The 19,837-nt window shown below is 74.5% G+C and carries 19 protein-coding genes; 13 read left to right on the plus strand and 6 right to left on the minus strand.

Features of this window, described 5'->3' with window-relative positions; all coding sequences use genetic code 11:
• Nucleotides 1-103: 103 nt before the first annotated feature.
• The gene (locus Cch01nite_RS11220; protein ID WP_203753546.1) at nucleotides 104-805 is read left to right on the plus strand and encodes a TrmH family RNA methyltransferase; all 702 of its coding nucleotides are present in this window, start codon (nucleotides 104-106) and stop codon (nucleotides 803-805) included.
• Between the two features lie 141 nt (nucleotides 806-946).
• Here the strand turns inward: Cch01nite_RS11220 and Cch01nite_RS11225 are convergent, their stop codons facing one another.
• Nucleotides 947-2,509 carry an HNH endonuclease signature motif containing protein gene (locus Cch01nite_RS11225; RefSeq protein WP_203753549.1) on the minus strand — a complete coding sequence of 521 codons (1,563 nt, stop codon included), beginning with the start codon at nucleotides 2,507-2,509 and terminating at the stop codon, nucleotides 947-949.
• 260 nt (nucleotides 2,510-2,769) lie between these two features.
• Between Cch01nite_RS11225 and fbaA the strand changes: the two genes are divergently transcribed.
• Nucleotides 2,770-3,792 (plus strand): class II fructose-bisphosphate aldolase, encoded by a 1,023-nt coding sequence (gene fbaA / locus Cch01nite_RS11230; RefSeq protein ID WP_203753552.1) that lies wholly within the window; start codon nucleotides 2,770-2,772, stop codon nucleotides 3,790-3,792.
• A gap of 61 nt (nucleotides 3,793-3,853) precedes the next feature.
• Here the strand turns inward: fbaA and Cch01nite_RS11235 are convergent, their stop codons facing one another.
• Nucleotides 3,854-4,300, minus strand: a complete 447-nt coding sequence (locus Cch01nite_RS11235) for an STAS domain-containing protein (protein ID WP_203753556.1) — start codon at nucleotides 4,298-4,300, stop codon at nucleotides 3,854-3,856.
• A gap of 171 nt (nucleotides 4,301-4,471) precedes the next feature.
• On the opposite strand from Cch01nite_RS11235, the gene Cch01nite_RS11240 reads away from it, so the two are divergent.
• Entirely contained in the window at nucleotides 4,472-6,577 is a 2,106-nt protein-coding gene (locus tag Cch01nite_RS11240) for a SpoIIE family protein phosphatase (protein WP_203754371.1), read from the plus strand.
• A gap of 104 nt (nucleotides 6,578-6,681) precedes the next feature.
• Here Cch01nite_RS11240 and Cch01nite_RS11245 read toward each other — a convergent pair whose 3' ends face one another.
• Nucleotides 6,682-7,053, minus strand: a complete 372-nt coding sequence (locus tag Cch01nite_RS11245) for an STAS domain-containing protein (RefSeq protein WP_203753560.1) — start codon at nucleotides 7,051-7,053, stop codon at nucleotides 6,682-6,684.
• A 255-nt stretch (nucleotides 7,054-7,308) separates the two neighbouring features.
• On the opposite strand from Cch01nite_RS11245, the gene Cch01nite_RS11250 reads away from it, so the two are divergent.
• Entirely contained in the window at nucleotides 7,309-7,737 is a 429-nt protein-coding gene (locus Cch01nite_RS11250) for a DUF3151 domain-containing protein (RefSeq protein ID WP_203753563.1), read from the plus strand.
• A gap of 203 nt (nucleotides 7,738-7,940) precedes the next feature.
• Nucleotides 7,941-9,227 (plus strand): adenylosuccinate synthase, encoded by a 1,287-nt coding sequence (locus Cch01nite_RS11255; protein WP_203753565.1) that lies wholly within the window; start codon nucleotides 7,941-7,943, stop codon nucleotides 9,225-9,227.
• A 78-nt stretch (nucleotides 9,228-9,305) separates the two neighbouring features.
• On the opposite strand, the gene Cch01nite_RS11260 is transcribed toward Cch01nite_RS11255, so the two are convergent.
• On the minus strand, nucleotides 9,306-10,595 hold the full coding sequence (locus tag Cch01nite_RS11260) for an MFS transporter (protein ID WP_203753568.1): 1,290 nt from the start codon (nucleotides 10,593-10,595) through the stop codon (nucleotides 9,306-9,308).
• A 108-nt stretch (nucleotides 10,596-10,703) separates the two neighbouring features.
• Here Cch01nite_RS11260 and Cch01nite_RS11265 point away from each other — a divergent pair, with 108 nt between their 5' ends.
• The 3 genes from Cch01nite_RS11265 to Cch01nite_RS11275 are packed head-to-tail and all read left to right on the plus strand — an operon-like array spanning nucleotide 10,704 to nucleotide 13,123.
• On the plus strand, nucleotides 10,704-11,375 hold the full coding sequence (locus Cch01nite_RS11265; RefSeq protein ID WP_203753571.1) for a winged helix-turn-helix domain-containing protein: 672 nt from the start codon (nucleotides 10,704-10,706) through the stop codon (nucleotides 11,373-11,375).
• A 51-nt stretch (nucleotides 11,376-11,426) separates the two neighbouring features.
• Complete coding sequence (gene purD / locus Cch01nite_RS11270) at nucleotides 11,427-12,686, plus strand: phosphoribosylamine--glycine ligase (RefSeq protein ID WP_203753574.1); 1,260 nt, start codon at nucleotides 11,427-11,429, stop codon at nucleotides 12,684-12,686.
• 26 nt (nucleotides 12,687-12,712) lie between these two features.
• On the plus strand, nucleotides 12,713-13,123 hold the full coding sequence (locus Cch01nite_RS11275; protein ID WP_203753577.1) for a hypothetical protein: 411 nt from the start codon (nucleotides 12,713-12,715) through the stop codon (nucleotides 13,121-13,123).
• 1 nt (nucleotide 13,124) lies between these two features.
• Here Cch01nite_RS11275 and Cch01nite_RS11280 read toward each other — a convergent pair whose 3' ends face one another.
• Nucleotides 13,125-13,664, minus strand: a complete 540-nt coding sequence (locus tag Cch01nite_RS11280; protein ID WP_203753580.1) for a P-loop nucleotide/nucleoside kinase family protein — start codon at nucleotides 13,662-13,664, stop codon at nucleotides 13,125-13,127.
• Nucleotides 13,665-13,728: 64 nt separating this feature from the next.
• On the opposite strand from Cch01nite_RS11280, the gene Cch01nite_RS11285 reads away from it, so the two are divergent.
• The 5 genes from Cch01nite_RS11285 to Cch01nite_RS11305 all read left to right on the plus strand — a co-directional run bounded on the left by Cch01nite_RS11285 (nucleotide 13,729) and on the right by Cch01nite_RS11305 (nucleotide 18,831).
• Nucleotides 13,729-14,661 (plus strand): phosphoribosylaminoimidazolesuccinocarboxamide synthase, encoded by a 933-nt coding sequence (locus Cch01nite_RS11285; RefSeq protein ID WP_203753583.1) that lies wholly within the window; start codon nucleotides 13,729-13,731, stop codon nucleotides 14,659-14,661.
• Nucleotides 14,662-14,787: 126 nt separating this feature from the next.
• Nucleotides 14,788-15,816 carry an ABC transporter substrate-binding protein gene (locus tag Cch01nite_RS11290; protein WP_203753586.1) on the plus strand — a complete coding sequence of 343 codons (1,029 nt, stop codon included), beginning with the start codon at nucleotides 14,788-14,790 and terminating at the stop codon, nucleotides 15,814-15,816.
• A 65-nt stretch (nucleotides 15,817-15,881) separates the two neighbouring features.
• Nucleotides 15,882-16,919, plus strand: a complete 1,038-nt coding sequence (locus Cch01nite_RS11295; RefSeq protein WP_203753589.1) for a FecCD family ABC transporter permease — start codon at nucleotides 15,882-15,884, stop codon at nucleotides 16,917-16,919.
• Nucleotides 16,916-18,010 (plus strand): FecCD family ABC transporter permease, encoded by a 1,095-nt coding sequence (locus Cch01nite_RS11300; protein ID WP_239070323.1) that lies wholly within the window; start codon nucleotides 16,916-16,918, stop codon nucleotides 18,008-18,010. The genes Cch01nite_RS11295 and Cch01nite_RS11300 overlap by 4 nt, the downstream gene beginning before the upstream one ends.
• Nucleotides 18,007-18,831, plus strand: a complete 825-nt coding sequence (locus Cch01nite_RS11305; RefSeq protein WP_203753593.1) for an ABC transporter ATP-binding protein — start codon at nucleotides 18,007-18,009, stop codon at nucleotides 18,829-18,831. Before Cch01nite_RS11300 ends, Cch01nite_RS11305 begins: the two co-directional genes overlap by 4 nt.
• Here the strand turns inward: Cch01nite_RS11305 and Cch01nite_RS22720 are convergent.
• Nucleotides 18,805-19,818, minus strand: coding sequence for a DNA/RNA non-specific endonuclease (locus Cch01nite_RS22720; RefSeq protein ID WP_239070327.1), 1,014 nt, complete (start codon nucleotides 19,816-19,818; stop codon nucleotides 18,805-18,807). The two genes, Cch01nite_RS11305 and Cch01nite_RS22720, sit on opposite strands and share 27 nt — an antisense overlap.
• Nucleotides 19,819-19,837: the final 19 nt, after the last annotated feature.

A 19,837-nucleotide genomic window follows, 5' to 3' on the forward strand; every position in this document is an offset into this window, starting at 1 on the left:
CGCGACGTCACCCCGGCCGCGCAGCGTGGCGACCATCGCGGCCACCCCGACGGTGTGCCGCCACGTGCCGCCGCCCGCGGCCGGCGCAGCTACGGTGGCGCGCGTGGACCCCGAGCACGACGACACCCCCGACGCTTCGTCGCACGAGCCGACGCACGAGCCGACGCACCAGGCCCGTGACCTCGAGGCCGTCGGGGTCGGACCGTGGCCGGGCCCGCTGCCCGACGACCCCCGCTACGACCCCGAGCTGCTCGCGCACGGCGACCGTCGCAACGTGGTCGACCAGTACCGCTACTGGACGGTCGAGGCGATCGTCGCCGACCTCGACACCCGACGTCACCCCTTCCACGTGGCCGTCGAGAACTGGGCGCACGACCTCAACATCGGCTCGGTCGTCCGCACGGCCAACGCGTTCGCCGCCACCGAGGTGCACATCGTCGGCCGCCGCCGCTGGAACCGTCGCGGTGCGATGGTCACCGACCGGTACCAGCACATCCGGCACCACCCGACGGTCGAGGATCTCCTGACGTGGGCGGCGAGCGGCGGTCCCGACGGCACACCCATCCCCGTGCTCGGCGTCGACAACCTTCCCGGCTCCGTCCCGCTCGAGGGCTACCCCCTGCCACGGTCCTGCGTGCTGCTCTTCGGCCAGGAGTCCGTCGGCCTCTCGGACGCCGCCCGAGCAGCCGTCGTCGACGTGCTGCACATCGCCCAGTTCGGGTCGACGCGCTCCATCAACGCCGGGGCCGCGGCCGCCATCGCGATGCACGCGTGGGTCGCCCAGCACGCGCGACGCGACGACTGACCCCTCGGCCGGACGCCATGGGCGCCTCGGCGCAGCCGCACCGGTCGGCCGTCAGGGACGCCTCGGCGCAGCGGCACCGGGCTCCGTCGCGCGCCTCGCGTTGAGTGGCTCCTGAGGGCATCCGGCACCTCGCTCATCTCGTCAGGGAGGCTCGGCCAGCACACGTCCGTCGGCCGTCCTGAAGGTGTACCGAGCGGGCGTCCGAGGACCAGGTGCCGGCCCGCCTGTGATGGCAGGCCCGGGTGCCGTCCCGAGACCCGTCCTCGTCGGCGGTCGACCGCCGACGTCATCGGATCCGCTGCGCGATCGCGCCCGGGGCGACCGGCGCGGCGGCGACGTGTGACGCTCGATCGTCAGGTCCCGCCGGTGCACCTCGTGGTGATGGAAGCTGCACAGCAGGACTCCGTTGTCCACGCTCGTCGCACCGTCGTCCCGGTCCCACCATCGGATGTGGTGGACCTCGCCCCACCGGGCGGGAGTGGAGCAGGACGGCCACGCGCAGTGCCGGTCCCGCGCGACGACCGCGCGGCGCTGAGCGCCGGTGTACGTGCGGACGGTCCGCCCGAGGTCCAGCGGGACCGACTCGGCGGTGAGCACCATCCGGGTCAGCTCGCTGTCGCACAGCAGCCGCGCGAGCTCCGACGAGGGCACGGGCGTGCCGTCCTCGAGCGTCGCGGGAGCAACGGCGTCCTCGTCGGCAGGCTGGAACGCGGGGTGGACGCCAGCGAGACACCCGGCGCCTTCACCAGCGTCGTGAGCGCGGAGACCGCCGCCAGCACCGCCAGCGCCGCCCGGCCCGCCAGCACCGTCAGCGTGCGCCCCGCGCTGCCGCCGTTGCACCGCGGCGACCGTCTCGGCGTCCACCAGCACCGAGAGGTGCGGCCGCTGGGAGGTCCCCGACAGCGTGGCGGGCGCGCTCAGCGCCCGGTCTGCCAGCGCCACGAGTGCATCGGCGCGTGCCTGCTCCGGCGTCCGGTCCTCACCGGGTTCCTGCCCGGTGGCCTCGAGCGCGAGCTGCAGTCGGTGCCCGGCCATCGAGTCCAGCCGACCCCGGACGAACGTGCCGTCGCTCTGGTGGGACAGGTGCAGGAACCGTGCCCGCCGCTGCACCTCGTGCCCCTGCTCGAGCGCAGCCGGGTCGTGGGCCGCCACCCAGCCGGTCAGCGAGCGGGCGAACGCGGGTGCGTCGTGCGCGCGGGCGAGGGCGAGCACCGTGCTCTGCCCGGCGGCCGACGTCAGCAGCTCGCTGATCGCGGGCGAGGCGGCGGCGGACGCGCGGGCGACGGCGTCCAGGTGCGACACCGGGAGCGTCCCGGAGGAGACGGCGTCGGCGAGCACCGGCATCGAGCGGAGGGCCTCCGCCTGTCGCACCTGCCGCGCGGCTCCCGCCCACCCGGCGCGCGAACGACGCGCCTGCGCGGCCTCGAAGGACGCGTCGCCCGGCCGCATCGACGTCCCGGCGTCCCTCTCGGCGACGAGGAGCCGGCCCCTCGCGGCAGCGACGAGACCTTCGATCCGGTCGAGGTCGTTGAGCGCGGACCCTCGGTCCTCGGCGAGCCACGAGTCGCACACCGCGAGCTCGTCGACCAGCGCGCGCATCGCGTCGACCGCCCGCGAGGCGACGCGGGCCCGCGAGCGCTCGACCGGGCACACGGCGACCGCGGCGCCGCCCCCGGCGACCGACACTCCCGGCACTTCGAACATACGTACGATTCTGCCGATCCAGCACGGAGCGCGCGCAACCGCCAACTCGTCCCGGGGGGGTGAACGCCCCGGTCAGGGGCTGTGGGCGGCTCGAGACCGCGTCCGCCCGCGAGACGTCCCCCGGACGGACGAAAAGCCACGACACCACTGCACGCCACGACCCCACCGTCCGTAGGCAGGACGTCCCGATCGTGACCTCACCCAGTAGTGGCAAACTCAGTCCGACACCGCCCCACCACCCAACGCAGGAGATGCTGCAGATGGCCATCGCCACCCCTGAGGTCTACGCCGAGATGATCGACCGGGCGAAGGCAGGCAAGTTCGCCTACCCCGCCGTGAACATCACGTCCTCCCAGACCATCACCGCCGCGCTGCAGGGCTTCGCGGAGGCCGAGTCCGACGGCATCCTGCAGGTCTCGGTCGGTGGCGCGGAGTACGCCTCCGGTTCGACGGTCAAGGACCGCGTGTCCGGCTCGCTCGCCCTCGCCGCGTACGCGGCCGAGGTCGCGAAGGGCTACGGCATCACGGTCGCCCTGCACACCGACCACTGCGTCAAGAAGAACCTCGACTCGTGGGTCCGCCCGCTGCTCGCCATCGAGGCGGAGCAGGTCAAGGCCGGCAAGAACCCGACGTTCCAGTCGCACATGTTCGACGGCTCGGACATCCCGCTGGACGAGAACCTCGTGATCGCGGCGGAGCTCCTCGAGCTCTCGCAGGCGGCCCGCACGATCCTCGAGATCGAGGTCGGCGTCGTCGGTGGCGAGGAGGACGGCCACGAGGCCGAGATCAACGAGAAGCTGTACACGACGGCCGAGGACGGTCTCGCGACGGTCCGCGCGCTCGGCACGGGCGAGAAGGGCCGCTACCTGACGGCCCTCACGTTCGGCAACGTGCACGGCGTCTACAAGCCGGGTGCGGTCAAGCTGCGCCCGTCGATCCTCGCGGAGATCCAGAAGGCCGTCGGCGCCGAGGTCGGCAAGGAGTCGCCGTTCGACCTCGTGTTCCACGGCGGGTCCGGCTCGACGGCCGCGGAGATCGCCGAGGCGGTCGACAACGGCGTCATCAAGATGAACATCGACACGGACACGCAGTACGCGTTCACGCGTCCGGTCGTCGGCCACATGTTCACGAACTACGACGGCGTCCTGAAGGTCGACGGCGAGGTCGGCAACAAGAAGGCGTACGACCCGCGCGCCTGGGGCAAGCTCGCCGAGGCGGGCATGGCCCAGCGCATCGTCGAGGCCGCCCAGCAGCTGCGTTCGGCCGGCAACAAGCTCGGCTGACGTCCTGCATGCCGAAGGCCCCGCACCGGGCGGTGCGGGGCCTTCGTGCGTCTCGCGACCGTCAGGCGGCGCCGGGACCGGTGTCGCCGGCCGCGCTGTCGCCGACGGGCTGGAACTCGCCCTCGTCGTCGCCCTCGACGACGTCGACCAGCTCACCGATCCGGGTGACCTCGAGCAGGAAGCGCACGGTCGGCGGGACCCGCAGCAGCCGGACGCGGTGCTGCGACCGGATGGACAGGCGGGCGAGGAACGCGACGCCCGACGAGTCCATGAACGTGACGTGGTGCGCGTCGACCTCGATCGGCAGGCCCAGCTGCTCGGCCTCGGCGGTCGCCTCCTGGAGCTCCGGGCCGAGGTCCGCGTCGACCTCGCCGGAGAGCACGATGCGGGTCCGGTCGGCGCCGACGATCACGTGGACCGCACCTGGTTCGCCGATCACACCGTTGTTCTGGTCGACCGCGCTGGTGTCCCCGGGCTCCTCGGGGGTGGTGCTGTTACCGTCGCGCACGGTGCTCCTTCCGTTCTGTCCTGGAAGGCGCCGCGCCGGTGTTTCGACGTTTCGCCCGTTCGGCACGCTAGACGATCGGAGGTGGTAGTGGTCAACTCCCACACGCATCCGACGTCCGAGCAGTCGCTCGACAGGGCCCTCGAGCTCGCCCTGGCGTCCACCGCGGTGCCGATGGCGCTCCTGGACGCATCCCAGCCGGACCTGCCGGTGGTGTGGGTGAACGCCGCGTTCGAGGCGGCGACGGGGTACGGGCTCGACGGGGCCCGGAGCCGGCACGGCGACGTCGTCGAGGGTTCGGCCCTGCGCCCGTCGGACGTGGACGCGCTGACGGCCGCGGTCCGCGAGGAGCGCCCGGTGTCGCAGACGCTGACGCTGCGACGGGCGGACGGCACCCGGCTGACGTGCCGGGCGCACCTGTCGCCCGTCCGGGACAGGGAGGGTCCGGCGGCCCACTGGGTCGTCGCGCTGCAGGACCTCACGGAGCAGCTCTCGCACGACGCGGAGCAGGCCGCGCTCGTCGAGGTCGAGCGGCGTGAGCGGCGCAGCCTCGGGCTCATCGCGCAGGTGTCGGACCTGCTGATGGACGTCGACGACCCGCACGCGCTGCGCGAGATCGCCATGATGCTGCGCCGCGCGCTGGTCGGGTGGGCGGCGTTCTACCTGAACGACGGGGGGCTGCGCGCCGCGGACGGCATCGGCCCGGGGCACCCGCCGAGCGGCAAGGGCCAGCGCCACGGCGACGCCCATCCCGGTGACGCGCACCGTGCCGCGCTGCGGGTGACGTCGACGGCGACGGGTGCCCTCCCGATCCTGCGGGGCGCGCCTGCGCGGTTCCCGCGCGACGTGGTCCAGCTCCTCCTGGACGGGGAGCGGGACCGCCCGGTCGAGCTCGACCTCGACGGCACCTACGCGCCGGGGAGCGCGTCCGACTGGCTCGCGCGGCACGTCGGGCAGGACCCCGGGCACGACGGGCGGACGACGGGCGACCGGCGGGCCGTCGTCTACCCGGTCCCGGGCCGTCGACGAGTGCTGGGGGTGCTCGTCGTGCTGCCGCGCGACGCGGGCGGGCTGGCCGCGGTCGAGCCGTCGACGATGACCGTCCTGGAGCTGACGGCCAGGCGGGTGGGCCTCGTCGTCGACAACGCGCGGCTGTACGACCGGGAGCACCGGCTGGCGGAGACGCTGCAGCGCGCGATGCTCCCGGAGCAGGCGGAGGTCGACGGCCTGGACGTGTGGACGTACTACGCGCCGAACTCCGAGAACGTGCAGGTCGGTGGCGACTGGTACGACGTGCTGCAGATCGCGCCGGACGTCGTCGGCGTGGTCATCGGCGACGTGGTGGGCCACGACGTCGAGGCCGCCGCCGCGATGGGGCAGCTCCGCTCCGTCGTGCGGTCGTACACGTTCGACATCACGTCCCCCGGTCCGGTCCTGGAGCGGGTGGACCAGCTCGTCACGGGCATGCGGATCCCCCGCTCGGCGGGTCTCGTGCTGTCGACCCTGACCCGGTCGGGCGGCGGGTGGCGGTTGGAGTACTCACGTGCGGGGCACCTGCCGGTGCTGCTCGTGCGCGAGCGGGAGGCCACGCAGCTGCTCGACGCCGGAGGTCCGCTGATCGGCTTCGGCGGGCACGGTCGCGGCACCGCGGCGGTCGACCTGCTGCCCGGCGACTTCCTCGTCTACTACACGGACGGCCTCATCGAGCGCCGCGACCGGGGGCTGCGCGACGGGCTCGCCGCGCTGGCCGGTGTCGCCGCGCACGTGACGGCGCTGGACGCCGCGGGGATCGGCGAAGAGCTGCTGTCGCGGCTCGCCGACCACCCGGAGGACGACGTGGCCGTGGTCGTGGTGCGTGTGCCGGACCCGCGCGACCAGCTCGAACGGGCCCGGAGCCCCCGGCGGCGGCGGTGGTCGCTGCCGAACGAGCCGGCGTCGATCGGCCGCGCCCGGCACGCGGTGGTGCGCACCTGCCAGGCGTGGGACATCCCCGAGGCCGCGAACGCGGAGCTGGTGGTGTCGGAGCTCGTCGCGAACGCCGTGCTGCACGGCTACGGGCACGTGTCGCTGCAGCTGTACGACACGGGCGACGGGCTGCGGATCGAGGTCGAGGACGGCAACCCGGCGCCACCCGTCGCGACCGACGGGCACCCGGGGCGGGTCGGCGGGTTCGGCATGCAGATCGTCGAGCGGCTCGCCGACTGGGGCTGGCGGCAGTCCCGGGGCGGCAAGCTCGTGTGGGCGAAGATCCGGCCCGGCGCGCTGCCGCCGGGCCGCTGAGGCCACCGGGCCGCTTGAGGCCACTGGCCCGGCGAGGCGGCTGAGGCCTCCGCGGCCGGTGAAGCCACCCGGCCGCCGAGGTGAGCAGCCGAGGTGAGCAGCCGTCAGGCGGGTGTGGGTGCCCCGCTCGGCCGGACGAACCCGGTCGCCCCGGCCGTCTCGGCGCACCGGTGGTCGGAGTCGACCCGGAAGAGCTCGAGCGCGCCGCAGATCTCGAGGACGAACAGGTCCCGCGGGTCGGCGCCGCGCAGCACCGTGGCCCCGCCACGGCGCCGTCCGGCGTCGGCGAGCGAGATGAGGAACGCGGCACCGGTGGAGTCCATGAAGGTGACGCCGCACATGTCGATCACGAGGAGCTGGCGGCGCAGGCCGACGACCCGTGCGGCGATCTCGGGGAACTGGTCGCGCTCGGCCAGGTCCAGGTCGCCGGAGACGACCAGGGTGGTGGTCGTCGAGGACGTGGAGATCTCGATCATGGTGGTCACCTGTGCTCGAGGTGCCCATCTGGGGCAGTGGGCGCCGACCGGGGGTGTCGGCGGGTCGACTGTAGTTGCGCTCCCACGGGTCCGCACCCGGAACGGACACGTGTCCAGCCGGACGAGCGAACGGCCCGGCGACCGGCTCGGCGACCGGCTCGGCGATCGACCCGGCGACCGGCCCCGCGACCGGTCCGGGGATCGACCCGGTGAGCGGGCCGTGGACGATCCGGCCGACTGGGGGAGACTGGCCGCATGAGCCACGAGAACCTCCTGGACGGTCCCGCGCCCACCCTGCTCCCGGCCGACGGCCCCGACGGCGATGCCCGGGCCGCCCTGGCGGCGGGCTCGGCACCGCGTGACGTCGTGAGCGTCGCGCCGGCGTCGTCGATCGTCTGGGCGCTCCTCGCGGAGCGGGCGCTCTCGGACGACGGCGACCCCGTCGCCGCCTACGCGTTCGCCCGCACCGGCTACCACCGTGGGCTCGACGCGCTGCGCCGCGCGGGGTGGCGCGGACGCGGCCCGATCCCGGCGGACCACGCGCCGAACCAGGGCTTCCTGCGGGCGCTGCTGGCCCTCGCGGAGGCCGCCGAGGCGATCGGCGAGGGCGAGGAGGCGGACCGGTGCGCGCAGTTCCTCGTCGACTCGGGCACCTCGGCGGCGCAGGTCGCGGAGCTGCGCTGACGGGACGCGGGCGGCGGCCGGGGCCGGGGCTGCGCGGGGGTCGTGCCGAGCGGCCCGGCGATGGACCGCCCATGACCGGAAGTTGACCGTCCGGTACCCTCTCGGAGGTACTGGGTCACTGCCGCCCGTGCCCGGGTCCGCATGCAAGCAACGACGCTTCCGCCGCGGTTCCCGACCGCAGGCAGGGTGAAGGTGGTGTTCAGATGCCGGCCGTCGTGGTGCTCGGTGCCCAGTGGGGCGACGAGGGCAAGGGCAAGGCGACCGACCAGCTCGGCTCGCAGATCGACTACGTCGTGAAGTTCAACGGCGGCAACAACGCCGGGCACACGGTCGTCATCGGTGGCGAGAAGTACGCGCTGCACCTGCTGCCGTCGGGCATCCTCTCGCCGGGCGTCGTCCCGGTCATCGGCAACGGCGTCGTCGTGGACATCGAGGTGCTGTTCGAGGAGATCGACGCGCTGGAGGGCCGGGGCGTCGACACGTCCGCGCTCGTGGTGTCGTCGGCGGCGCACGTCATCGCGCCGTACAACCGCACGGTCGACAAGGTCACGGAGCGGTTCCTCGGCAAGCGCCGGATCGGCACGACGGGCCGCGGCATCGGCCCGACGTACGCGGACAAGATCAACCGCGTGGGCGTCCGCATCCAGGACCTGTTCGACGAGAAGATCCTGCGCCAGAAGGTCGAGGGCGCCCTCGACGGCAAGAACCACCTGCTGGTGAAGGTCTACAACCGGCGGGCGATCACGGTCGACGAGACGGTCGAGGAGCTGCTGAAGCACGCGGACCGCCTGCGCCCGTACGTCGCGGACACGCCCCTGCTGCTGAACCGGGCGCTCGACGACGGCAAGACGCTGGTGTTCGAGGCGGGCCAGGCGACGATGCTCGACATCGACCACGGCACGTACCCGTTCGTCACGTCGTCGTCGGCGACGGCGGGCGGGGCGTGCACGGGCTCGGGCGTGGGGCCGACCCGCATCGACCGCGTGGTCGCCGTGGCGAAGGCGTACACGACGCGCGTCGGCGAGGGCCCGTTCCCGACGGAGCTGCTGGACGAGGACGGCGAGTGGCTGCGTCAGACGGGTGGCGAGTTCGGCACGACGACGGGCCGCCCGCGCCGCACCGGCTGGTACGACTCGGTGGTCGTCCGCTACGCGAGCCGCATCAACGGCCTCACCGACCTGGTGGTGACCAAGCTCGACGTGCTCACCGGCCGGGACCGCATCCCGGTGGCGGTGGCGTACGACGTGGACGGCCGCCGGTTCGACGAGATGCCGGACGACCAGTCGGACTTCCACCATGCGACGCCGGTCTACGAGTACCTGGACGGCTGGACCGAGGACATCAGCGGGGCCCGCGACTTCGACGACCTGCCGAAGGCCGCCCAGCGGTACCTGCTGCACCTCGAGGAGATCAGCGGCACGCGCATCTCGTCGGTCGGTGTCGGCCCGGGCCGTGAGGCGACGATCATCCGCCACGACCTGCTCGCCTGACCTCACGAGCACAGCGACGGCCGGTCCCGGGGAGCTCCCGGGGGCCGGCCGTCGGTCGTCTGTCGGTCGGGCCGGCGGTCACGCCGCCGCGGGCACCGGCGTCTCGTCCGCGGTGGGGGTGCTGACGACGAGGGCCGCCTCCGCCTCGTCGACCATCCGCTGCCGCAGGACCACGGACACGTAGAGCGCCGCGAGCACCGAGACGGCCGTGGCGCCGAGGAAGACGGTCGGCAGCCCCCACTGCTCGGCGACGGCCCCGCCGAGCAGCGCACCGACGGGCATGAGCCCGAACGCGACGGTCCGTGCGGCGCCGCTGGTGCGGCCGAGCATCCCGGCGGGCACGATCCGCTGCCGCATGGACTGCCCGATGACGTTCCCGAGGGTGTTGGTCAGGCCGAGCAGGGCGGCGGTGACGCACAGGGCGGGGACGGTCGGGGCGATCACCGGGACGACGAGCAGCGCGGCGTTGCTGAGCCAGCACCCGAGCATCAGCCGCACCTCGGGGACCACCCGGCCGAGCGGCTCGGCGAGCACGGACCCGACGACGGCGCCGACGGCGAGCACGGTGAGCACGAGCGGGAAGGTCTGGGGCGTCATGCCGACCCGGGACCCGTCGCCGACGACCCACAGCACGAACACGGAGAAGTACGCGGTCGACGCCATGTTCATGAGGCCGCCGCCGATCAGCAGGGGCCGCAGGACCCGGTGGTGCAGGAGGAAGGCCACACCCTCGCGGACCTGGGCACCGACGTGCTGCGGGGCGTCGGGCGCGGCGTGCCGGTAGGACCCGCGGACGCCGAGCAGGACGAGTGCGACGGCCCCGACGGCGAGCCCGGCGGGTACTCCGAACACCCACCCGGACCCGAGCGCGAGCACGGCGCCGGCGATCGGTGCGCCCAGGAACGCGTTGGCGACCTGCTCGACGGCGAGGAGCCGCCCGTTGGCGGCCTGCAGCCGTGTCCGCGGGACGAGGTCGGGGACGATCGCGCCGCCGGCGAGGTCGGCGAAGACCTCGGTGACCCCGTAGGCGAGGCTGAGGCCGACGAGGAACGTCATCGTGAGGTGACCGGTGGCGACGACGACCACGGCGACGGCGAGGATCGCGGCGCGTGCGCCGAGGGCGGCGGCCCGCACGACCCGGCGGTCGCGACGGTCGACGACGACGCCGGCCATGAGCCCGCCGACGAGCCAGGGGAGCCACGCGGCGGCGGTGAGCAGGGCGATGAGCCCGGGGGAGCGGGTGAGCGTGAGGGCGACGAGCGGGACCCCGGTCTGCACCACGCCGTCGCCGAGGTTGGCCAGGCCGGTGGACGTGAGGTGTGCGGCGAACCGGCGGCCGAGGGGCTCGCGGGCGGCGGTCTCGGTCATGGCGTCCTCCGGGCATACGATCGACGAGGAACTTCTGCAGAGCATGTTCTGCAGAATGATTTGCAGAGCAGACTCTGCAAAGAAGACTCTGCAAAGGTATCTCTGCACATGGTCGAGGGCAAGCCCCCGTTGTTCGCCGAGCACCCGATCGGGCCCGAGGCGCTCAAGGTGTTCGCGCACCCGCTGCGCACCGCGATGTACAACCTGCTCGGCGAGCAGGGCCCGTCGACGGCGACGCAGCTCGGCAGGCTGCTCGGGGAGAGCAGCGGCCAGACGAGCTACCACCTGCGCCAGCTCGAGAAGCACGGCTTCGTCGAGGACGACCCCGAGCACACCGGCGGCCGCGAACGGTGGTGGCGGCCGGTCGGGTTCTCGGTCGACGGCCGGCAGATGCTGCGCGACCCGGCGACCGCCCCCGCTGCGCGCGCCCTGCTCCAGTCGGTCGTCGCCGACCGGGCCGAAGTGCTCACGCGCTGGATGTCGCAGCCCGAGGAGGTCCCGGGCTGGGACGACTCCGTGATCAACGACCGGATCACCACCGACCTCACGCCGCAGGAGGCGCACGACCTCATCGACGAGGTGCAGCGCGTCATGGCCGGGCACATCGACGCCGCGAAGGCGCGCAAGAAGGCCGGCGAGACGGCCGGCCGCCGCACCGTCCGCATCTACCTCGACGTGCTCCCCCTGCCGCTCCCCGGCGACACCGACGTCCCCGGCGACACCGACGTCCCCGGCGGCACCGACGTCGCCGGCGGTGCGGCCGCGTCGACCGAGGGCTGAACCCGTGGACGGTCCCGCACCGTCCGGCACGCCTCGGTAGGCTCGCCCCCCGTGAAGATCCTCGTCGTCGGCACCGGTGCCCGTGAGCACGCCCTCGTCCGTGCGCTGTCCCTCGACCCGTCGGTGACGGCCCTGCACGCCGCCCCGGGCAACCCCGGGATCGGCGCGCTCGCCACGCTCCACGCGGTCGACCAGCTCGACGGGTCCGCCGTCGCCGCGCTCGCCACCGAGCTCGCCGTGGACCTCGTCGTCGTCGGCCCCGAGGCGCCGCTCGTCGCGGGCGTCTCCGACGCCGTCCGGGCCGCCGGCATCCCCGTGTTCGGCCCGTCCGGCGAGGGCGCGAGGCTCGAGGGCTCGAAGGCCTTCGCCAAGGAGGTCATGGCCGCCGCGGGCGTGCCGACCGCCGAGCCGCGCGTCGTCACGGACCCCGCCGAGGCGGGCGCCGCGCTCGACGCGTTCGGGGCGCCGTACGTCGTCAAGGAGGACGGGCTCGCCGCGGGCAAGGGCGTCGTCGTGACGTCGGACCGCGCGGAGGCGCTCGCCCACGCGGAGGCGTGCCTGGCGAAGGACGGCGGCGCGGTGGTCGTCGAGGAGTACCTGGACGGCCCCGAGGTGTCCCTGTTCGTGCTGTGCGACGGCACCGACGTCGTCCCGCTCGTCCCGGCGCAGGACTTCAAGCGCGTGCACGACGGCGACGAGGGCCCGAACACCGGTGGCATGGGGGCGTACACGCCGCTGCCGTGGGCGCCGGCCGGGCTGGTCGAGGACGTCGTCGAGCGCGTCGCGAAGCCCACGGTCGCCGAGATGGCCCGCCGCGGCACGCCGTTCTCGGGCGTCCTGTACGTCGGGCTCGCGCTCACGTCGAAGGGTCTGCGCGTCGTCGAGTTCAACGCCCGGTTCGGCGACCCCGAGACCCAGGTCGTGCTCGCCCGGCTCGCGACGCCGCTCGCCGGCGTGCTGCTGGCGTCCGCCACGGGCACGCTCGCGGCGCTGCCCCCGCTCCAGTGGCGCGACGACGCGGCCGTCACGGTCGTCGTCGCGTCGCAGGGCTACCCCGCGTCGCCCCGGTCCGGGGACCCGATCGGCGGCGTCGACGACGCGGACGCCCTGCCCGGCGTGCACGTCCTGCACGCCGGCACGGCCACCGCGGACGGCGCGCTCGTGTCCGCCGGGGGTCGCGTCCTGTCCGTCGTCGGCACGGGTGCCGACCTCGGGGCGGCGCGCGCGGCCGCGTATGCGGGCGTCGACCGCATCACGCTGGCAGGCTCGCACCACCGGTCCGACATCGCCGCCGCAGCAGCGGCGGGCTGACCCGGACCCGACCCCGGGAGGAACGCATGGGCGCGTTCGAGACGCTGGTCTTCGGCGACGGTGAGTGGGGCGGCGACCCGGCGGTGACGCCGAGCCTGACGATCGACATCCACGACAGCGACATCGCGACCGTCGAGTACCGCCCCGCACCGGAGGGCTGCGGGCGGTTCTACCTCGGGTTCCAGCCGCGCGACTTCTTCGACGACCCGTCGGAGAGCGACCCGGTGGACCTCGACGCCGAGGCGGAGGGGTTCGCCGAGTGGGCCGCGCTCGCGGGCACGGACGACGTGGGGGCGAAGCGGGTCCGCAAGCTGCTCGCGGAGGAGCACGTCGACGAGCCGCAGGACACGTTCGTCGAGGAGACCGTCGAGCGGCTGCTGCGCCTGGTCGGCCTCCCGGTGCCGGACGAGCTGTCCGCGCACGACGGGCTCGACTGACTCAGCGTTCCCGCGCGACGAGCGCCAGCGCCGCCGCGACCGACTCCTCGGGCGTCGCCCCGGCCGTGTCGAGCACCGCCGCGGAGGCCCACGCGTCGAGCTCGGTCGTCGCGACGCCCTCCCAGGTCGGCTGCACGTGGCCGGGGATGTCCGCCTCCCGGCCTTCGACCCGTCCCCGGTGCGCGACGGGGTCCGTGCAGACGACGAGGATCTCGACGACCCTCGCGCCGGACTCGGCGCCGACCCACCGCCAGCCGTCCTGGCTGGCCGCGACCGGGTTCACGCTGTCCGCCACGACGTCGAGCCCGAGCCGCAGGTTGTCGGCGGCGACGCCCATCGCGGCGGCGTACCCGGCCTCGGCGACCGCGGGCACGCCGAGCGACGAGTGCAGCACCGCCTGCTCGACCGTGTCGACGCGGACGTGCACGGCCCGCAACGCGCGGGCGACGCCCCGGGCGAGGGTCGTCTTGCCGCTCCCGGGCAGCCCGCCGAGGACCACGAGGGCCGGGCGCGAGCCGGAGGTGCTGTGGACGTCGTGCATCGATGTGCTCCTCGCCTGGTGGACGACCGCGCGACCGGGCGGCCGCGCACGTCACACTAGGCCGGTGACTCTCGACCTCGGTGCCGAATTCGCCGTCGACCTGCCCGGCTGGGCGCACACCTACTCCGGCAAGGTCCGCGACCTGTACGTGCCGGACGAGTCCCCGGCCGGCCGCGCCGTCACGGACGCGCACGGTGACGTGGTGCTCGTCGTGGCGAGCGACCGGGTGTCGGCCTACGACCACGTGCTGAGCCCCGGCATCCCCGACAAGGGCGTGGTGCTGACGCAGCTGAGCCTGTGGTGGTTCGAGCAGCTCGCGGACCTGGTGCCGAACCACGTGGTGTCGACGGACGTGCCGGTCGAGGTCGCGGGCCGGGCGATGGTGTGCCGCCGGCTGGAGATGTTCCCGGTCGAGTGCGTCGCCCGCGGGTACCTCACGGGCTCGGGCCTGGCGGAGTACCGGGTGTCGGGCGAGGTCACGGGCATCGCGCTGCCGCCGGGGCTCGTCGACGGCTCGCGTCTACCGGAGCCGATCTTCACGCCCGCGACGAAGGCGGAGCTCGGCGACCACGACGAGAACGTGCCGTTCTCGGCGGTCGTGGCGCAGGTCGGCGAGGACGCGGCGGGGACGCTGCGGGACCTCACGCTCGGCGTGTACGCCCGGGCGGAGGCGATCGCGCGGGAGCGGGGCGTGATCCTCGCGGACACCAAGCTCGAGTTCGGCACGGACCCGGTGACGGGTGCGGTGACGCTCGGCGACGAGGTGCTGACCCCGGACTCGTCGCGGTTCTGGCCGGCGGACGGCTGGCAGCCGGGCCATGCGCAGCCGAGCTTCGACAAGCAGTTCGTCCGGGACTGGCTGACGTCGGCCGCGAGCGGCTGGGACCGGGAGAGCGACACCCCGCCGCCGCCCCTGCCGTCGGACGTCGTGGAGCGCACACGGGACCGCTACCTGGAGGCGTTCGAGCGCCTGACGGGGTCACCGCTCGCCCTCTGACGCGGGCGTCGCCCGATCGGGTGTGACGAGGTCGACAGCCGGGGCTCGGGTGACTGAGGTTAGGCTTGCCTCATCACGACCGGGGACATCGGTCCCGGTCGCCCGACCCCCGATCGGAGCACGTCCGTGCGCCTCCTGCGCCGCGCCGCCGCCGTCGCCACCGCGACCGCCGTCGCCCTGTCCCTCGCCGCGTGCAGCGGCTCGTCCGGCTCCGACGACGCGAGCGCGAGCCCCGACGCCAGCGGCGACGCCGCCTTCCCGGTGACCGTCGAGTCGGCGCTCGGCTCGGCGACGATCGAGAAGAAGCCCGAGCGGGTCGTGACCCTCGGCTGGGGCGCCGCGGACATCGCGCTCGAGCTCGGCACGGTCCCCGTCGGCATCGAGGCGGACGCGTGGGGCGGCGACGCGGACGGCTACCAGCCGTGGTTCCGCGAGGCCGTCGAGAAGCAGGGCGCCGAGCTGCCGGAGACGATCGCGGGCTACCCGCTGGACGTCGACGCGATCGTCGCGCTCAACCCGGACCTCGTGCTCGCGCCGCAGTCCGGCATGGACCAGGCGACGTTCGACCAGCTCTCCGAGCTCGTGCCCGTCGTCGCCTACCCGGGCGAGCCGTGGCAGACGACGATCCAGGACCAGGTCACGATCGCCGCGAACGCGCTCGGCGTGCCCGACGAGGCCGCGCCGCTGCTGACGAAGCGCCAGGACGCGATCGAGGCCGCGGCCGCGGCGAACCCGGGCCTCGCGGGCAAGACGTTCGCGTACGTGTACGCCGGCACCGAGCCCGGCTCGCTGTCCGTGTACCTGCCGGGCGACCCGCGCGTCGAGCTGCTCACCGGCCTCGGCATGACCCTCGCGCCGTCCGTCGCGGGCCTCACCGCGTCGCCCGGCACGTTCGCCGCGACGCTCGGCCTGGAGAACGCCGACCAGCTGAACGACGTGCAGGTCCTGTTCACCTGGTTCAACGACGAGACCGAGCAGGCCGCGACCGAGTCGCAGCCGCTGTTCGCCCAGATCCCCGCGTTCGCCAAGGGCGCCTACGTGCCGATGCTCGACCGCCAGCTCGGCATGGCCGTGTCGGTCGCGACGCCGCTCAGCGTGCCGTGGGCGCTCGACGCGTACGTGCCGCTCATCGCGGAGGCCGCGGCCAAGGCCTGACGCGACGGCCTGACGCGACGGCCCGCGCGACGGCCTGATCCAGGCACGTTCCGTACCGTGCACCCATGAGCACCGCCACGATCCCGCGAGCCCCGCGCACCGTCCGCGCCCGGGGCTCGCGGGCGTCGCTGCTGGCGGTCGGCCTGCTCGGTGCTGCCGTGCTGCTGCTGCTCGCGGTCGCGCTGAGCATCGCGGTCGGCGCGAAGCCCGTGCCGCTGGGCGACGTGTGGTCCGCGTGGCGGCACCCCGACGGGTCGTACGTGTCGACGGTCGTCGCGTCCCGCGTCCCGCGCACGCAGCTCGGGGTGCTCGTGGGGGCGGCCCTCGCGGTCGCCGGTGTCGTCATCCAGGGGCTCACGCGCAACCCGCTGGGCGACCCCGGGCTGCTCGGCGTCAACGCCGGGGCGGCGGCGTCGGTCGTGGTCGTCGCGGCGGTCGCCGGTGCCGGTGCGGGCCGGTCCGTGTGGGCGGCGATCCCGGGTGCCCTGCTCGCCGCGGTCGCGGTGTACCTCGTGGGCTCGGGCGGACGACGCGCGACGCCCGTGCGGCTCGTGCTCGCCGGCGCGGCCGTGTCCGCGGTCCTCGTCGCGCTCGTCGAGGCGATCTCGCTCGCGAAGCCGGAGGTGTTCGACTCCTACCGCGCATGGGTCGTCGGCTCGCTCGCCGGACGGCCTCCCGGGACCGTCGGCGAGATCGCGCCGTTCGTCGTCGCCGGCCTGGTCGGGTGCGTCCTGCTCGCGCGGCCGCTCAACGCGCTCGCGCTCGGCGACGAGGCGGCCACGTCCCTCGGCCTGCGCGCGGGCCGGACGCGGCTGCTCAGTGCGGCCGTCGCGACGATCCTGTGCGCCGCCGCCGTCGCCGCCTGCGGGCCGATCGCGTTCGTCGGGCTCGCCGTGCCGCACGTCGTGCGGTCCTTCACCGGGTCGGACCACCGCTGGCTGCTGCCGTACTGCGCGCTGCTCGGGCCGGTGCTGCTGCTCGGCGCCGACGTGGTCGGCCGGGTCGTGGCGCGGCCCGGCGAGCTCATGGTCGGCGCGGTGACGGCGTTCGTCGGGGCACCGTTCCTCGTCGCGGCCGTCCGGCGCGGTCGGGTGGCGCTGTGAGCACCGCGGTCGAGCCCGTCACGGCGGAGGCGGCTGTGCTGCCCGGGCCGCGGACCGTGCGCGTCGCGAGCGGGCCCGACGGGTCCCGTGGGCTCGTGCTGGTCTGGCGACGGCGGCCGCTCGTGGTGTGCGTCGTCGCGCTGGTCGTCGCCGTCGCGGCCGCCCTGGTGACGATCACGGCCGGCGAGCTCGGCATCCCCCTGTCCGAGCTGCCCGCCGTGGTCGCCGGGCAGGGCACCCGCATCCAGCACTGGGTGCTGTACACGACCCGGCTGCCGCGGCTGCTCGTCGGCGCGGGTGCGGGTGCGGCGCTCGCCGTGTCCGGGGCGATGTTCCAGTCGGTCACCCGCAACCCGCTCGGCAGCCCCGACGTCATCGGGCTCGGCGCCGGTGCGGCGGCGGGGGCGGCCGCCGCGGGGCTCGTCTGGCCCGGGGTCGTGCCCGTGCCCGTCGGTGCGGTGCTCGGCGCGTTCGTCGCCGTCGGGGCGGTGTGGTTCGGGTCGGGCAGCGGGTTCTCCCGGCCGCAGCGGCTCGTGGTCGTCGGCATCGCCGTCGGGGCGATGGCGCTCGCGTTCGTCCAGCTCGCGCTCGCCCGGGCGTCCCGCGAGGACGCGCTCGTCATCGCCCAGTGGCTCAACGGGAGCCTCGCGGCCCGGACGTGGGCCGACGTGCGGCTGATCGTCGCGGCGCTCGTCGTGCTGCTGCCGCTCGCGCTGCTGCTCACCCGGCCGCTGCAGGTCGTCGAGATGGGCGACGAGGCCGCGACGGCGGTCGGGGTGCGCACCGACCCGACCCGGACGCGGGCGGTGCTCGTCGCGGTGCTGCTGACCGCCGCCGCCGTGAGCGTGTGCGGGCCGGTCGCGTTCGTCGCGCTCACCGCGCCGCAGATCGCCCGCCGGCTGACCCGGTCGAGCGGCCCCGGCATGGTCGCGGCGGCCTGCACGGGGGCGGCGCTGCTCGTCGTCGCCGACCTCGTCGCGCAGTACGCCCTGCCGGAGCAGCAGCTGCCCGTCGGGATCGTCACCGCCGGGCTCGGTGGGGTGTACCTGGTGTTCCTGCTGGTCCGCGAGTTCCGAAGGAGTGCGGTGTGAACGTCGCCGACAGCCCCCTGGTGGCCGACGGGGTCACCCTCGCGTACGACCGGCTCGTCGTCGCACGGGACCTCGACCTCGCGGTCGCACCGGGGTCGTTCACCGTGATCATCGGGCCCAACGGGTGCGGCAAGTCGACGCTCCTGCGCGCCCTGGCCCGGACGCTCGCCCCGCGAGAGGGCCGGGTGCTGCTCGACGGTGCTCCCATCGACCGGATGCGCAGCAAGGACGTCGCGAAGCGGCTCGCGCTCCTGCCGCAGGGACCGATCGCACCCGAGGCGATCACCGTCGGCGACCTCGTGGCACGCGGCCGCTACCCGCACCAGGGGATCCTGCGGCAGTGGTCCGCGGCCGACGCCCGCGCGGTCGACGCGGCCCTGCGCGCGACCGAGGTCGACGACCTGCGCGAGCGGTTCGTGTCCGACCTGTCCGGCGGTCAGCGGCAGCGGGTGTGGCTCGCGATGGCCCTCGCCCAGGAGACCGACCTGCTGCTGCTCGACGAGCCGACGACGTTCCTCGACATCGCCCACCAGGTCGAGGTCATGGACCTGTGCGCGCGCCTGCACGCCGAGGGCCGCACGCTCGTCGCCGTCCTGCACGACCTCAACCAGGCCGCCCGGTACGCCACGCACCTCGTCGCGATGCGCGACGGGCGGGTCGTCGCGCAGGGCGCCCCGGCGGACGTGGTGACCGAGCCGCTCGTGCAGGAGGTGTTCGGGCTGGCCAGCCGGGTCGTCCCGGACCCGGAGACCGGGACGCCGATGGTGGTGCCGCTGCGGCGGACGGTGCCGGGCTCAGTACAGGACCAGGTCGTCCTCTGACGTCAGCGTGATCCACGCCTGACGACCCTCGGGCGTCGGCTGCGACGCGAGCACGTCGGCCGCGACGAGCGGACCGAGGTCGAGGCCGGTGAGGTCGGCCACCGTCTGCACGGGGACCTGGAACGTCCGGAACGGGCCGAGCGGCGGGGGAGCGTCGGCCTCGCGGGCGGCGCGGAGGGCCTCGTCCAGGTCGAGCCCGGCGATCAGCGGAGACTGGTCGAGGACGAACGCCGCGGAGACGAGCGTGCGGGCCGCGTCCTCGGTGAACGGCCGCTCGGTGAACGGCCGGCGTTCGGTGAACGGCCGCGCGGTGGCGTCCGAGGGGTCGGAGTCGGGCTCGTGGTGTGAGGTGGCGCCGTCGTCGGCGTCGAAGGGGTACTCGGACGGGTCGACCGGGGTGCCCGTCGTCGGGCTCGTGGCTCCGGGGTCGTCGGGCTCCTGCGCGGGGACGGTCCAGACGGCGACCTTCCAGAAGTGCCGGGGGATCCCGCACCCCCGGTACACCGGGTCGTTGTCGACGAGCACCGGGCCGGTGAACACGCTCACCCGGTGGTGCCACTGCCCGGCGTAGTCGAGCACGTGGTCCTCGAGCCCGACCCACAGCTCCTTGCCCTGGTTGAACTTCGCGGCCTGCGGGGCGGCGTTGGCGAACGTGAACGTCTCGACGTTGGCCCGCTGGGCCTCGTCGTGCTCGCCCCACACCGGGTCCTGGCGGCGGACGAGGTGGCCGCGGTCGAGGTCGTTGTGGTCGTACACGTGCGGGCCGGTCTGCTCGGACTCGGGCGCGCGGGCGTCGAACACCCAGTTGTCGGCCCGGGGCAGCGACAGGAGCCGGCTGCCGTCGATGTTGACGGCCGTCGACGCGGCGAGCCGGCGGACGGGGTCCAGCTGCACGGTGAAGTGCGTGGACGGCAGCACGCGGACCTCGCGTGGCACCACGGGCAGCGGGACGTCGGGTCCCAGGAAGGTCGAGTCGTAGCCGGTCATGATGCAGCCCCCTACCGTG

Origin of the sequence: Cellulomonas chitinilytica (assembly GCF_016862675.1) — a bacterium.
Classification (GTDB): domain Bacteria; phylum Actinomycetota; class Actinomycetes; order Actinomycetales; family Cellulomonadaceae; genus Cellulomonas; species Cellulomonas chitinilytica.